The 13,538-nt window shown below is 68.3% G+C and carries 13 protein-coding genes and 1 tRNA gene; 8 read left to right on the top strand and 6 right to left on the bottom strand.

What is annotated here, in order from left to right; translation table 11 throughout:
• Nucleotides 1–79: 79 nt before the first annotated feature.
• From LC452_RS00590 to LC452_RS00565, 6 genes are all read left to right on the top strand, one after another.
• Nucleotides 80–1,360, top strand: coding sequence for an aspartate kinase (locus LC452_RS00590; protein ID WP_223622105.1), 1,281 nt, complete (start codon nucleotides 80–82; stop codon nucleotides 1,358–1,360).
• A 136-nt stretch (nucleotides 1,361–1,496) separates the two neighbouring features.
• On the top strand, nucleotides 1,497–2,567 hold the full coding sequence (locus LC452_RS00585; RefSeq protein WP_223622104.1) for an aspartate-semialdehyde dehydrogenase: 1,071 nt from the start codon (nucleotides 1,497–1,499) through the stop codon (nucleotides 2,565–2,567).
• Nucleotides 2,568–2,660: 93 nt separating this feature from the next.
• The gene (locus LC452_RS00580) at nucleotides 2,661–4,133 is read left to right on the top strand and encodes a malate:quinone oxidoreductase (protein ID WP_223622103.1); all 1,473 of its coding nucleotides are present in this window, start codon (nucleotides 2,661–2,663) and stop codon (nucleotides 4,131–4,133) included.
• A gap of 9 nt (nucleotides 4,134–4,142) precedes the next feature.
• Nucleotides 4,143–4,796 carry a thymidine kinase gene (locus tag LC452_RS00575; RefSeq protein WP_223622102.1) on the top strand — a complete coding sequence of 218 codons (654 nt, stop codon included), beginning with the start codon at nucleotides 4,143–4,145 and terminating at the stop codon, nucleotides 4,794–4,796.
• A 98-nt stretch (nucleotides 4,797–4,894) separates the two neighbouring features.
• Nucleotides 4,895–5,599 carry a FadR/GntR family transcriptional regulator gene (locus LC452_RS00570; protein ID WP_223622101.1) on the top strand — a complete coding sequence of 235 codons (705 nt, stop codon included), beginning with the start codon at nucleotides 4,895–4,897 and terminating at the stop codon, nucleotides 5,597–5,599.
• A gap of 20 nt (nucleotides 5,600–5,619) precedes the next feature.
• A complete protein-coding gene (locus LC452_RS00565; RefSeq protein WP_223622100.1) occupies nucleotides 5,620–6,879 on the top strand; it encodes an alpha-hydroxy acid oxidase in 1,260 nt (419 codons plus the stop codon).
• Between the two features lie 33 nt (nucleotides 6,880–6,912).
• Here the strand turns inward: LC452_RS00565 and LC452_RS00560 are convergent, their stop codons facing one another.
• The 6 genes from LC452_RS00560 to LC452_RS00535 form a co-directional block, all read right to left on the bottom strand.
• Nucleotides 6,913–7,755 carry a DUF1295 domain-containing protein gene (locus LC452_RS00560; RefSeq protein ID WP_223622099.1) on the bottom strand — a complete coding sequence of 281 codons (843 nt, stop codon included), beginning with the start codon at nucleotides 7,753–7,755 and terminating at the stop codon, nucleotides 6,913–6,915.
• A 38-nt stretch (nucleotides 7,756–7,793) separates the two neighbouring features.
• A complete protein-coding gene (locus LC452_RS00555) occupies nucleotides 7,794–8,549 on the bottom strand; it encodes an HAD-IIB family hydrolase (protein WP_223622098.1) in 756 nt (251 codons plus the stop codon).
• Nucleotides 8,546–9,022, bottom strand: coding sequence for a VanZ family protein (locus tag LC452_RS00550; protein ID WP_223622097.1), 477 nt, complete (start codon nucleotides 9,020–9,022; stop codon nucleotides 8,546–8,548). Before LC452_RS00550 ends, LC452_RS00555 begins: the two co-directional genes overlap by 4 nt.
• A gap of 66 nt (nucleotides 9,023–9,088) precedes the next feature.
• Nucleotides 9,089–9,165 (bottom strand) — tRNA-Pro (locus LC452_RS00545).
• 57 nt (nucleotides 9,166–9,222) lie between these two features.
• Nucleotides 9,223–10,164: a metallophosphoesterase gene (locus LC452_RS00540; protein ID WP_223622096.1), complete on the bottom strand. Its 942-nt coding sequence runs from the start codon at nucleotides 10,162–10,164 to the stop codon at nucleotides 9,223–9,225.
• The gene (locus LC452_RS00535) at nucleotides 10,155–12,704 is read right to left on the bottom strand and encodes a transglycosylase domain-containing protein (RefSeq protein ID WP_223622095.1); all 2,550 of its coding nucleotides are present in this window, start codon (nucleotides 12,702–12,704) and stop codon (nucleotides 10,155–10,157) included. The genes LC452_RS00540 and LC452_RS00535 overlap by 10 nt, the downstream gene beginning before the upstream one ends.
• A gap of 137 nt (nucleotides 12,705–12,841) precedes the next feature.
• Between LC452_RS00535 and LC452_RS00530 the strand changes: the two genes are divergently transcribed.
• Together LC452_RS00530 and LC452_RS00525 are read left to right on the top strand one after the other, a co-directional pair.
• Nucleotides 12,842–13,066, top strand: coding sequence for a DUF4177 domain-containing protein (locus LC452_RS00530; RefSeq protein ID WP_223622094.1), 225 nt, complete (start codon nucleotides 12,842–12,844; stop codon nucleotides 13,064–13,066).
• Nucleotides 13,063–13,521 (top strand): RidA family protein, encoded by a 459-nt coding sequence (locus tag LC452_RS00525; RefSeq protein ID WP_223622093.1) that lies wholly within the window; start codon nucleotides 13,063–13,065, stop codon nucleotides 13,519–13,521. Before LC452_RS00530 ends, LC452_RS00525 begins: the two co-directional genes overlap by 4 nt.
• The last annotated feature ends 17 nt before the right edge of the window (nucleotides 13,522–13,538 follow it).

Genomic DNA, 13,538 nt, shown 5'->3' with positions numbered 1-13,538 from the left:
GACACATGCGCGGCGCGGTATACGGGCCGATCGTAGAATGAGCGGTGGGCGGATCCGCCCGACATCCCAGGGAGTGAACGTGGCCCTCATCGTGCAGAAGTACGGCGGCTCGTCCGTCGCCGACGCAGAGAGCATCAAGCGCGTCGCCAAGCGCGTCGTCGACACGAGGCGTGCCGGGCACGACGTCGTGGTCGCCGTCAGCGCGATGGGCGACACGACCGATGAGCTCCTCGACCTCGCGAACGAGGTGGCGCCGATCCCGGCTCCGCGCGAACTCGACATGCTCCTCTCCAGCGGTGAGCGCATCTCGATGGCGCTGCTCGCGATGGCGATCCACTCGATGGGGTTCGAGGCCCGCTCGTTCACCGGCAGCCAGGCCGGCATGATCACCGACTCCCAGCACGGCGCCGCCCGCATCGTCGATGTGACCCCCGTGCGACTGCGGGAGGCCCTCGACGAGGGAGCGATCGTCATCGTCGCCGGCTTCCAGGGCTTCAACCGCGACACGCGTGACATCACGACCCTCGGCCGCGGCGGCTCCGACACCACGGCCGTCGCCCTCGCGGCAGCACTCGACGCCGACGTCTGCGAGATCTACAGCGACGTCGACGGCATCTACACGGCCGACCCCCGCGTCATCCCGAAGGCGCAGAAGCTCGACCACGTCTCGACCGAGGAGATGCTCGAGCTCGCCGCCAACGGCGCCAAGGTGCTCTACATCCGCGCCGTCGAATACGCACGCCGTCACGGCGTTCTCATCCACTCCCGGTCGACGTTCTCGTCGGCCGAGGGCACGTACGTTCTGGGCGAGGGTATGAAGAACCCCCGCGAAGCCGAGGGAGCAGTCATGGAAGAACCGATCGTCGCAGGTGTGGCCACCGATTTCAGCCATGCCAAGATCACCGTCGCCGGCGTGCCCGACGTGCCGGGCAAGGCTGCCGAGATCTTCAAGATCGTGGCGCGGTCCGGCGCGAACGTCGACATGATCGTGCAGAACGTCTCGGCGACCGGCCGTACCGACATCTCGTTCACCGTCCCCAAGGCGGATGCCGCGGCGGCACTGAAGTCGCTCGCCGCCGAGCAGAACGAGGTCGGCTTCCAGAATCTCGTGCACGACGACCAGATCGGCAAGCTGTCGGTCGTCGGCGCGGGTATGCGCACGCACTCGGGCGTCTCGGCGACCCTGTTCGAGGCGCTCTCGGCCGGCGGCATCAACATCGAGATGATCTCCACGTCCGAGATCCGCATCTCGGTCGTGCTCCGCGGCGACGACCTCGCCGAGGCGGCGCGCACCGTGCACACGGCCTACGGCCTCGACGGCGACTCCGACGTCACGGTCCACGCCGGCACCGGCCGCTGACCCGCACCGCCCTCGTCTCCGCGAGGGCACGGTAGACTCGCCGCAACCCTGACATCGGCGCCAGGCGCGGCATCCGCACCCCTGACGCTGCGCCCGACGCCTCGTACGCAGCATCCGCACGACGCCAAGGAACATCATGACCCGCATCTCCGATTCAGGACTCTCCGTCGCCATCGTCGGCGCCACCGGCCAGGTGGGCACCGTCATGCGCGAGATTCTCGCCGAGCGGTCGTTCCCGATCCGCGAGCTGCGTCTGTTCTCGTCGTCGCGCTCCGCCGGAACCGCGATCGAGTACGGCGGCGCGACCGTGATCGTCGAAGACGTCGAGACGGCGGATGCCGGGGGCATCGACATCGCGCTCTTCTCGGCCGGAGCCACCGCCAGCCGCGCCTACGCCCCGCTCTTCGCGGCGGCCGGCGCCGTGGTCGTCGACAACTCCAGCGCCTGGCGCAACGACCCCGAGGTGCCTCTCGTGGTCAGCGAGGTCAACCCGCACGCCATCGACGACCGCCCCAAGGGCATCATCGCGAACCCGAACTGCACCACCATGGCCGCGATGCCGGTGCTGAAGGTGCTGCACGCCGAGGCCGGCCTCGAGCGCCTGATCGTCTCGACGTACCAGGCCGTCTCCGGCTCCGGTCTCGCCGGGGCCCAGGAGCTGCTCGGCCAGGTCGAGGGCGTCCTCGCCCAGGGCGATACGCTCCGCCTGGTGCACGACGGATCCGCCGTCGACTTCCCCCAGCCCGAGAAGTACGTCGCGCCGATCGCCTTCGACGTCATCCCGTTCGCCGGCAACCTCGTCGACGACGGCGAGAACGAGACCGACGAGGAGAAGAAGCTCCGCAACGAGAGCCGCAAGATCCTCGAGCTCCCCGAACTCCGTGTCGCCGGCACCTGCGTCCGTGTGCCGGTGTTCACCGGTCACTCGCTGTCGATCCACGCGGAGTTCGCGAAGGACATCACCCCGGAACGCGCGACCGAGATCCTCGGTGCTGCTCCGGGAGTCGCCCTCGAAGAGATCCCGACCCCGCTGCAGGCCGCCGGCAAGGACCCGAGCTTCGTCGGGCGCATCCGCGCCGATCAGTCCGCCCCCGAGGGCAAGGGTCTCGTGCTGTTCATCAGCAACGACAACCTGCGCAAGGGTGCCGCGCTCAACGCGGTGCAGATCGCCGAGGTGCTCGCCGAGCGTCTGGCCGTCATAGCCTGACCGCATCACCGCGATGCGGATCCGGTCTCACCGGAGAGTCCGCGAGGCCGCCGACTGGCTCTGGCGTCGGCGCAGTCGAACTAGACTGATCTGGTGACTGAAAACGTCGATGTCGTCCTGATCGGCGGTGGCATCATGAGCGCCACCCTGGGTACTCTGCTGCACGAGCTGCAGCCGGAGTGGAAGATCGTCGCCTTCGAGCGACTCTCCGACGTGGGGCAGGAGAGCTCGAATCCCTGGAACAACGCCGGTACCGGTCACGCCGCCCTGTGCGAGCTGAACTACATGCCGCAGCAGGGTGACGCGCCGCTCGACCCCGCCAAGGCCGTCTCGATCAACGAGCAGTTCCAGCAGAGCCGCCAGTTCTGGTCGTCGCTGGTCGAGAAGGGCGTGCTCGACTCGCCGTCGACCTTCATCAACGCGACCCCGCACATGACGTTCGTCCGTGGCGAGAAGGATGTGGCGTACCTCAAGGACCGCTACGAGGTGCTCAAGAAGCAGCCGCTGTTCGCGGGCATCGAGTACAGCGAGGACTCGCGCGTCATCAACAAGTGGGCGCCGCTCCTCATGCAGCAGCGCCGCAAGGGCGAGCCGTTCGCCGCCACACGTGTCCCCGCCGGCACCGACGTCGACTTCGGCGCGCTCACCCACCAGCTCTTCGACCACCTCACCGATTCGGGTGTCGTGCTGCGCACGAACCACGAGGTGCGCAGCCTCAAGAAGCAGAAGGACGGCGGCTGGCTGGTCAAGTACCGCACCACCATCGGGCGCACTCCGAACGAGATGAAGGCGCGCTTCGTCTTCGTCGGCGCCGGCGGCTGGGCTCTCAAACTTCTGCAGAATTCCGGCATCCCGGAGATCAAGGGCTACGGCGTCTTTCCGATCGGCGGACAGTTCCTCAAGACCACGAACCCGAAGGTCGTCGCGCAGCACAAGGCGAAGGTGTACTCGCAGGCCTCGGTCGGTGCGCCGCCCATGTCGGTGCCGCACCTCGACACGCGTGTGGTCGGCGGTGAGGCCTCGCTGATGTTCGGCCCGTTCGCGACGTTCAGCCCGAAGTTCCTGAAGAACGGGTCGATGCTCGACATCGTCTCGCAAGTGCGTCCGCACAACCTGGTGCCGATGCTGCAGGTCGCGGTAAAGAACCCCGACCTCATCACGTACCTCGTGGGCGAGCTGCTGAAGAACCACGCCAAGAAGGTCGACAGCCTGCGCACCTTCATGCCGACCGCGAAGGACGAGGACTGGACGCTCATCGACGCCGGTCAGCGCGCGCAGGTGATGAAGAAGGACCCGAAGAAGGGCGGCATCCTGCAGTTCGGCACCGAGGTCGTCGCTTCGGCCGACGGCTCGATCGCCGGTCTGCTCGGCGCCTCGCCCGGTGCGTCGACGGCCGTCCCGATCATGCTCGACCTGCTGAAGAAGTGCTTCCCCGCGGAGTACCCGAGCTGGGAGCCCGAGCTGCGCGAGCTCATCCCGACGTTCGGCGAGAAGCTGAACACGGACGCCGCGCTCGCAGAGGAGTCCACCGCCGCGACCGCGGCCACCCTCGGCATCAGCGCCTGAGTCGGCACCGTGGCGAAGCTCTACTTCCGCTACGGCGCGATGAACTCGGGGAAGTCGACCTCGCTGCTGCAGGCTGCGTACAACTACGAGGAGCGCGGTCAGCACGTGCTGCTCGCCAAGCCCGCCATCGACACGAAGGGCGCGTCCGAGATCGCCAGCCGTCTCGGCGTCACCCGCGAGGTCGATTTCCTCATCGGCCCCGGTGACGACGCGCGGACGCTGTTCGCCGAGCACCGTGACCGTGTGCGGCGGTCGGTCGAGCAGGAGCTGATCCCCAGCGGACCGGTCGACGTGGCCTGCCTGCTCATCGACGAGGCGCAGTTCCTCACTCCGGCGCAGGTCGATGACCTCTTCCGGATCGCGATCGAAGACGGCATCCCGGTGATGGCGTACGGCATCCGCAACGACTTCCTGACCCACGCGTTCCCGGGTTCCGCCCGGCTGCTGGCGATCGCGCACTCGCTGGAGGAGCTCAAGACGATCTGCCGCTGCGGACGCAAGGCCGTCTTCAACGGTCGCGTCGTCGGTGGGCGCTTCGTGTTCGACGGCGACCAGGTCGCGATCGACGAGGGCGCCGACGGTTCCGCGGCGCCCGAGCTGACGACGTACGAGTCGCTGTGCGGCACCTGTTACCTCGAGGAGTCCGGCGGACGCCTGGGCTGACCGCCCGCCTCGCGCCCGTTTGCGTGGTCTGACCACACGCGCTACTGTGGTCGGACCACACCGACAGCGCCGCACGCACACGCCAGCAAGGAGGACGGATGCCGGAGCAGCAGCCCGCCCGCGCCTGGCGCCTCGTCCTCGAGCACATCGAGCGCGACCTCCTCGACGGCCGCCTCGGTCCCGGAGACAGGTTGGCTTCGGAGCGCGATCTGGCGAGCGAACTCGGCGTCGGGCGCTCCAGTGTGCGTGAGGCGTTCCGCGTCCTCGAGGTGATGGGGCTGATCCGCACGGCCACCGGCTCCGGACCGCAGTCGGGTGCGATCGTCATCGCGACGCCGACCGGTGGGATGTCCGCACTGCTGCGCCTGCAGGTCGCGGCGCAGGGCTTCCCGCTCACCGATGTCGTGCAGACCCGTCTCGTGCTCGAAGACGCGGTCGTCGGCGCCATGGCCGAAGCCGACGAGCGCGACACCGTGCGGGCGCACGAACTGCTCGAGGCGATGGATGCGGCGGACCTGACGCCGGAGGAGTTCCTCGCCCTCGACGCGCAGCTGCACCTCTCGCTCGCGGAGGGGAGCGGCAACACCGTGATCGCGGCGATGATGGCCGGCCTCCGCTCGTCGATCGAGTCGTACGTGCAGGGCGGCGTCGCCGCGATCTCCGATTGGGGGACGATGGCCGCGCGCCTGAGGGGCGAGCACCACGCGCTCGTCGCCGCGATCGATGCGGGCGATGCCGATGTCGCGCGCTCTCTCGTCCGCTCCCACATCACCGGCTATTACACCCAGATCCTGACCCCCTGACCCGCACCGAGAGGCACACCATGGTCCAGCGCCAGCTTCCCAATCCCGTCGAGCTTCTCGAACTGATGAAGTTCAAGAAGCCCGAGCTCGACGGCCGCAAGCGCCGCCTCGACGGCGCGCTCACGATCGACGACCTCCGCACGATCGCGAAGCGCCGCACCCCGAAGGCGGCCTTCGACTACACCGACGGCGCGGCCGAGGGCGAGCTCTCGCTCACGCGTGCACGCCAGGCGTTCCAGGACGTCGAGTTTCACCCCGGCATCCTGCGGCCGGCGCCCACGGTCGACACGTCCGTCGAGATCCTCGGCGGACCGTCGGCGCTGCCGTTCGGCATCGCGCCGACCGGATTCACGCGGCTCATGCAGACCGAGGGCGAGGTCGCCGGTGCGGGCGCCGCCGCAGCGGCAGGCATTCCGTTCACCCTGTCGACTCTCGGCACGACCTCGATCGAGGGCGTCAAGGCCGCCAACCCGCACGGCCGCAACTGGTTCCAGCTCTACGTCATGCGCGACCGTGAGATCTCCTACGAGCTCACCCGTCGCGCCGCCACCGCCGGCTTCGACACGCTGCAGTTCACGGTCGACACCCCGGTCGCCGGTGCCCGCCTGCGGGACAAGCGCAACGGGTTCAGCATCCCTCCCCAGCTCACGCTCGGCACGATCATCAACGCGATCCCGCGGCCGTGGTGGTGGTACGACTTCCTCACCACCCCGAAGCTCGAGTTCGCCTCGCTCAGCACGACCGGCGGCACCGTCGGGGAGCTGCTGGACGCCGCCATGGACCCGACCATCAGCTACGACGACCTCGCTGTGATCCGCGACATCTGGCCCGGGAAGATCGTCATCAAGGGCGTGCAGAACGTCGAGGACTCGGTGCGGCTGCGTGACGAAGGCGTCGACGGCATCGTGCTGTCCAACCATGGCGGTCGTCAGCTCGATCGGGCGCCGATCCCGTTCCACCTGCTGCCCGAGGTGCGCAAGGCCGTCGGCGACGACTTCACGGTGATGATCGACACCGGCATCATGAACGGTGCGGATGTCGTGGCCGCGGTCGCGCTCGGTGCCGACTTCACGCTCATCGGCCGCGCGTACCTCTACGGACTGATGGCGGGCGGGCGCCAGGGTGTCGACCGCACGATCGCGATCCTCCGCAGCGAGATCGAGCGCACCATGCGGCTGCTCGGTGTCTCGTCGCTCGCGGAGCTCGAGCCCGGCCATGTCACGCAGCTCACCCGGCTGGTGCCGGTGTCGCGCGCGGTGAGCGAGGCCGTCGTCCGCTGAGCGAGTTCGTCGTCGTCTGAGCCCGGCCGCCGGTCAGGACTGCGTCACCGCGGTGCGAGCGCGCGGCGGCCAGGGCACGAGCATCGATGTGGTGCGCCGGTACTCGGCGTAGGCGGGATACTTGCCCGCCGTGATGGACTCGGTGAAGATGGTCGATCCGATGAAGAGCACGGTGAGCAGCGCCGGTCCGACGATCGTCGGATTCAGTGCTCCGCCCAGGACGCCCGCGCCTCCGGCCACCGCGGCGGTCGCGCCGATCGCGTAGAACGCCCACCACTGCGCCTGCTCGAAGAAGAAGTTCGGGTGGCGACTGAACCGGAACAGGCCACCCGTTGCGAAGCCCGGTGCCAGCGTGCCGCCGGCGGCCTTCTTGCGCTGGTGAAAGCGCCACTGCTGCTGGTCGGCGACCGTCTCGCCGAAGAGGAAGCCGAGGAAGGCGACCACGAAGAGCGCGTCCCAGCCGGTCAGCGCAGCCGGATTCTGCGCGGCGACGGCGGCGGGGAGGGTGATCAGCACGAGCAGGGTCATCTGGTACGCGATGATGAACAGCACGTTGAAGATCTGGAACTGCCAGGGCTTCATCCGCTTCCGGAGGATCGCCCAGCGGTAGTCCTCCATGCCGGTGTAGCCGCCCTTGCGTGCGAAGTTGAAGGTGAGGCGTGCACCCCACAGGGTCGCGAGCACGCCCATGATCACGACGCGCACGGAGCCGTCGCCCTGGGCGAAAGCTCCGGCGACGAAGATCCACACGTAGACGATCGGCACGATCGACCACGCGCGATCGACCCAGGAGGTGTCGCGGGTGATGAGCGAGAGCAGCCAGCAGGCGAGGCTGGCGATCGCGGCCGTGATGATGACGATCAGCAGGGCATCCATGACGCCATGCTAGAGCCCTGCTGTCGGTCCGCGCCGATTCAGAGGGTCGGCAGGAGTGCGTCGAGCTTGTCGGCGGTGTCTTCCCAGCCCTCGACCGCGACCGAGGGCACGCCGATCGCGAGCACGGGGTAGTCGTTCCCGCCCTCATCGAGGCGGTCGCCGTAGAAGAGCATCGCGGAGAGAGGGATGCCGGTGTGCTCGGCGAGCCGCCGCATGCCGAAGGCCTTGTCGATGCCGGCCTGCGTGATGTCGATCGAGGTCGAGCCGCCGGAGCGCACCTCGAGCCCGGGGAGCCGTGCGCCGACCGCGTCACGGAGCAGGCCGCGCTTCGCGCCCGTCGGGTCCCATGCGTGCTTGGCCTCGCGGGGAGCGCGCTGGCCGAGCGCCGAGAAGGTGATCTGCGAGCCGCGGTCCTCGAGGATCTCGCCCCAGGGTTCGGGCTCCCACAGTCCGAGACGCTCGGCCTCTTCGCGCAGTGCGGTCAGGGCGGCGGTCTTCTCCGCATCGCTCAGGTCGTGGGCGTACACGGGAGCGAAATCCGTGCCGTCATGGCGCAGGTACCGGGTGCCGCAGGTGGGCAGCAGGTGCAGGCGCGCGAGGTCCGCGGCATCCGCACCGCCGAGCCGAGCGATCACCTGCGTACGGAACTGCTCCTCGTTGCCTCCCGAGATGATGGCCACGTCGACCGACCGCAGCAGGGCACGCAGCAGATCGGCGATGCGCTGATCGATCAGGCCCTTCGACGGGGCGAGCGTGTCGTCGAGGTCGAAGGCGACGAGAGCAGGAGAGGTCATGATGCTTCCAGCCTAGGAGATCGTCGCGGTGCAGCGCGCACGGCGAAGAAGAGCGTGCACAGCACGGCGAACACGACTCCTGCCGTGGCGCCGGACGAGTTGGCGATCACATCGGTCACCGTCGCGGCGCGATGGGGAAGGGCGATGCGCTGTGCGGCCTCGATCGAGAGGGACAGCAGCGGCCCGACCAGCAGCGACAGCATCCAGACCCGGCGGGGGAGCAGGACGAAGGCGAGGATGCCCACGGGGATGAAGACCAGGACGTTCGCGAGGACCTCGAGGCGCGTGAAGTCGAGCGAGGCCCAGCCGAGGCGGTGGGCTATCGAGAGCACGAGATCCAGCAGGTTCGGCATCGATTCCTCGACCCGCGACGGTGTCAGCGTCAGCAGGGCGAGACCCGCGAGGAACGGGATGCCGAGGGCGAGCGCCCACACGCGGGTGCGACGGCGCGGCGCGGGGAGCAGAGAGCCCATGAGTCCCTTTCGTGCGCAGTCCCTGTACAGAGAAGGCCGCCCCTGAGGGCGGCCTTCCGGTGTCACTGGTCGGGGTGACAGGATTTGAACCTGCGACCTCTTCGTCCCGAACGAAGCGCGCTACCAAGCTGCGCCACACCCCGTTTTGCAACCCTCCGAGTCTACAGGGAAATGTCCCGCGCACCGAATCGAACGGGCGATCAGGCCCGGGCGGTCAGCGTGAGCAGCGTCGCCTCCGGGCGGCAGGCGAAACGCACCGGCGCGTAGATGGAGTGACCGCAGCCGGCGCTGACGTTCAGCGGCACGGTGCGGCCGTCGCGCGCCCAGGTGCTGAGGCCCTTCGCCTGCTTGAGGGGGATGTCGCAATTCGCCACCAGTGCGCCGTAGCCGGGGAGGCAGACCTGGCCGCCGTGGGTGTGACCGCCGAAGATGGCGTCGGCGCCGAGGTCGATGAATCCATTGAGCACCCGCTGGTAGGGCGCGTGCGTGACGCCGAGCCGCGTGGTGCCGGCATCCGCGCGCCCGAGGGCGTCGATCGCCGCAGGAAGGACGTCCAGGCGATCCCAGTCGCGGTGCGCGTCGTTCACGCCGAACAGGTCCACGGGGTTGCCGGCGATGGTCATCCGGGTCGCCGCGTTGTCGAGCTCGGTCCAGCCGAGTTCCTCGGTGAAGTAGCGGTCCATCGCGTCGGTGTCGAGCGCCTCGGGCTCGTGCTGCTTCTTCGACGGGCCGAGGAAGTACCGCAGCGGGTTGCGCGGCGACGGACCGACGACGTCGTTCGAGCCGTGCACGAAGACTCCGGGGATGCCGGCGAACGGATCGAAGGAGCGCCGGATGCCCTGGAGTCCGTCACGATGGCCGAGGTTGTCGCCCGTGTTCACGATGAGGTCGGGCTTCAGCTGCGCGAGAGATGCCAGCCAGTCCTGCTTGCGGTGCTGCCACGGTGCCATGTGCGCATCAGAGATGTGCAGCACGCGGATCGGTGCCGACCCCGGGGCGAGAGCGGATGCCGTGGGCTCGCGCACCGTGAACAGGTAGCGCTCGATCCCGATGCCCCACACCGCCGCCGCGACACCCACGGCCCCCACCGCGCCGAGCGCGATGAGGGCCGGGTGTGCGGATCGGGGTTCGCCTACTGGCATGTGAACGAGACCGGGGTGCTCTTGCTCGCCGCGGTCCCGGGAGCGGGATCAGAGCTTGTGACGACCGCAGATCCTGGATTGCAGGATGGGTCGGGAGAGATCGTCGTGAACCCGGCAGCGATCAACGCGGCTTGTGCCTGGGCTTTCGACATCCCCGCCAGGTTGGCGGGGACCGTCGTGCCCTGCCCGTTGCTGGTCGACACGGTGATTGTCGCTCCCGCAGGAGCCTGACCGCTGGGGTCCTGGAGGGCGACGAGACCGGGAGCCAGGTCGCTGTTCACCTCGCCGCTCTGCGAGAACACGAACCCGGCGCCCTCGAGGGTCGCCTTGGCAGCGTCGATTGTCATTCCGACCACGCTCGGCACCTGCGTCAGCACTACCTTGATCAGGTCCTGCGAGGGGGGCGGGAACGCGTCGCCGCCGTAGGCCGCGTTCGCGGCTCGCTGCGTGATCTCGGCCAACGGGTAGCGCATCAGGTTGAGCTCGCGTCCGTTGTACCGCTGACGGTAGATGTTCTCCTGGCCCTGCGAACGGCCGACCCAGACTGCGGTCGCGACCTGGGTGCTCGATTCGATCATCATCGTCCCGTACGTGTTGTGCGTACCGGTCTTGCCGATCAACGGGGTGCCGTCATTGGGGTTCGCGTCGCGACCGGTCCCGCCCGACGCCATGACGCCTTGGAGGGCATAGGCCGCGGTCGCCGCCACCTCCGGGCTGATGACGCCGGCGGTGCAGGACGCCGCCGGGAGTTCCCGATCCTTGCCGTCGGCGCCGACGACCTTGTCGATGGCGCGCGGCGTGCAGTACGTGCCGCCGCTCGCGACGGTCGCGTACGCATTCGCCATCGCCAGAGGCGAGATGTTCTTCGACCCGAGCACGTTGAAGGGCACGTTGTCCTCGTAGGTCTTCTCACCGGTGGCGAGCGTGACACCCATGCGGTCGGCGACCTTGTTGATGTCGCAGAGATCGAGCTTCGAGGCCATCGCGAAGAACCCGCTGTTCAGCGACTGGGCGGTGAAGTTCATCACCGTTCCCGTGTAGCCGTTCTGGCTGTTGAAGTTGCCGATCTCCTTGGTGTTGGCGGTCATGGTTCCGCCGCCGCAGGCCGCGGCGGTGAACTTCATGTTCGTCGACAGTGCGCCATTGACGCGCTCATTCACCGAGTGGCCCTTCTCGAGCCAGTCGATCAGCGTGAAGAGCTTGTACGTCGAACCGACCGGGAACCCGACCGAGTCGCCGTGCTTCTTGTCGCCGGCGAACACGAGTGAGGTGTAATCCGGATTGTCGGTGACCGTCTCGCTGAACAGCGTGTTCTGCGTCATCGACAGGATGCGGCCGGTGCCGACCTGGATCGAGGTGCCGGCCGCGCCGAAGTACGCCCCGTAGCTCGTCGGAGCGATGTCGGCCATCGCCTGCGTCGCCGGGTCCTGGATACGGAAGTCCAGCGTCGTGTAGATCTTGAGGCCGCCTCGGCGGAGCAGGTCGCGGCGGTCCTGGAGGGTCTCGCCGAACGACTCGTCGGTCTCGATGATCGACTTCACGTACTGGCAGAAGTACGCGTTGCGTCCGGCGGCCGCGCAACCCTGCGTCGGCGGGTTGATCAGGGGCTCGATGACGGAGGCTTTCGCCTCGTCGTACTGCGCCTGCGTGATCTTGCCGTCGGCGAGCATGCGGCCGAGCACGTAATTGCGTCGGTCCGCCGTCTCCGCGTAGCCGTCGGCAGCGGTGTTGGTCGCCACGCCCTCCGCGTTGGTGCCGGTGCCCGCCTCCGGCTTGTCGATGCGGAAGGTGTTCGGGTTCTGCACGATGCCGGCGAGCGTCGCCGCCTGCGCCACCGTCAGGTTGGCTGCCGTGGTCGAGAAGTAGTAATTGGCTGCGGACTCGATGCCGTAGACCGTGCCGCCGAAGTTGGCGATGTTCAGGTAGCCGAGCAGGATGTCGTTCTTCGAGAAGTCCTTCTCGATCTGGATCGCGTAGCGCATCTCCTGCAGTTTGCGCTCGATGCCCTTGCTGCCCACGGCGTTCGTGGCGTCGAGCCAACACTGCTGCAGCTCTTCGGAGTACGTCTCGGAGGTCGTGTCGACATCCTGCTCGCACTGCTGGATCAGCACGTTCTTGACGAACTGCTGGCTGATCGTCGACGCGCCGCGGCTGGAGGTGCCACGGACGTTGTCGACCAGCGCTTTCACGGTGGCTCCGACGTTGACGCCGCCGTGACTGTAGAAGTTCTTGTCCTCACTGGAGAGGATCGCGTCGTACAGAACCGGTGCAACCTGGTCGTACTTCACAGGGACGCGGTTCTGCTCGTAGAAGGAGGCGAGTTCGACCGCGGTGCCGTCCGGGGCGGTGGCGTAGATGGTCGACTGCTCCATCGGGGTGCCGGGGTTGAGGTTCTCCGGCAGGTTGTCGAACAGGGTCAGTGCCTGCGTGCCGGCGACACCGGTCATCGCGAGGACCGGGGTGACGCTCGCGGTGACCAGGAGACCGGCGACGGCGCTCAGACCGACGAGCCCGACGAGACCGCCGAGCACGCCTCTCACCGTGCGATTCTTCTTTTGGGGCATACGCTTGATCGTAGGGGAGTTCCCTGAATACCGCCTTTGACGAGCCTGAACCTCATCCGACCGGGTCCTGAGCCCCTCCGTCGGGGTGCAGAGCCCGAATCGACAGGAGTGCCATGACCACGTGGGAGTACCTCACCACCCCGCTGCTGATCCACAACACGGCCGCGATCCTCAATAACTGGGGCAAGCAGGGCTGGGAGCTCGTCCAGGTCGTGCAGGGTCCCGAGGGTGGCCTCGTCGCCTACCTCAAGCGCCCCGTGACCTCCGATGCCTCCGCCAATGCCGGCCTCGCCGCCGCTGCCGAGGCGTCGCGCCAGTTCGAGGGAGGAGCAGCATGAGCGTCTCCGCGCGCCTCGCCGAGCTCGGCATCGAGCTGCCCGCCGTCGCGGCGCCCGTCGCCGCGTACGTCCCCGCCGTCGTCCACGCCGGCCTGGTCCACACGTCCGGCCAACTGCCCTTCACGGCCGGTGCCCTCCCCGCGACCGGCAAGCTCGGTGCCGAGATCACGGCGGAAGACGCCAAGGGCTATGCCCGCACCTGCGCACTGAACGCGCTCGCCGCGGCAGCGGATGCCGCAGGAGGCGTCGACCGCATCGCCGGTGTGCTGCGCGTCGGCGGCTTCGTCGCATCCGTTCCCGAGTTCTCCGGCCAGCCCGGCGTGATCAACGGTGCCAGCGAAGTGCTCGGCGAGATCTTCGGCGACGCAGGGCGGCATGCCCGCGCGGCTGTCGGCGTGCCCGTGCTCCCGCTCGACAGCCCGGTCGAGGTCGAGGTCACGTTCATCCTCGCCTGACGCTGCGGCGCAGCATC

The sequence above is a fragment of the Microbacterium sp. EST19A genome (assembly GCF_019969685.1).
Taxonomy (GTDB): domain Bacteria; phylum Actinomycetota; class Actinomycetes; order Actinomycetales; family Microbacteriaceae; genus Microbacterium.
This window is presented reverse-complemented; position numbering and strand designations above follow the sequence as displayed.

Coding starts and splice junctions, on each gene's coding strand:
- LC452_RS00585 (WP_223622104.1), top strand. CDS start 1,497: ATGACCCGCATCTCCGATTCAGGACTCTCCGTCGCCATCGTCGGCGCC.
- LC452_RS00570 (WP_223622101.1), top strand. CDS start 4,895: ATGCCGGAGCAGCAGCCCGCCCGCGCCTGGCGCCTCGTCCTCGAGCAC.
- LC452_RS00565 (WP_223622100.1), top strand. CDS start 5,620: ATGGTCCAGCGCCAGCTTCCCAATCCCGTCGAGCTTCTCGAACTGATG.
- LC452_RS00560 (WP_223622099.1), bottom strand. CDS start 7,755: ATGGATGCCCTGCTGATCGTCATCATCACGGCCGCGATCGCCAGCCTC.
- LC452_RS00555 (WP_223622098.1), bottom strand. CDS start 8,549: ATGACCTCTCCTGCTCTCGTCGCCTTCGACCTCGACGACACGCTCGCC.
- LC452_RS00550 (WP_223622097.1), bottom strand. CDS start 9,022: ATGGGCTCTCTGCTCCCCGCGCCGCGCCGTCGCACCCGCGTGTGGGCG.
- LC452_RS00540 (WP_223622096.1), bottom strand. CDS start 10,164: ATGCCAGTAGGCGAACCCCGATCCGCACACCCGGCCCTCATCGCGCTC.
- LC452_RS00530 (WP_223622094.1), top strand. CDS start 12,842: ATGACCACGTGGGAGTACCTCACCACCCCGCTGCTGATCCACAACACG.
- LC452_RS00525 (WP_223622093.1), top strand. CDS start 13,063: ATGAGCGTCTCCGCGCGCCTCGCCGAGCTCGGCATCGAGCTGCCCGCC.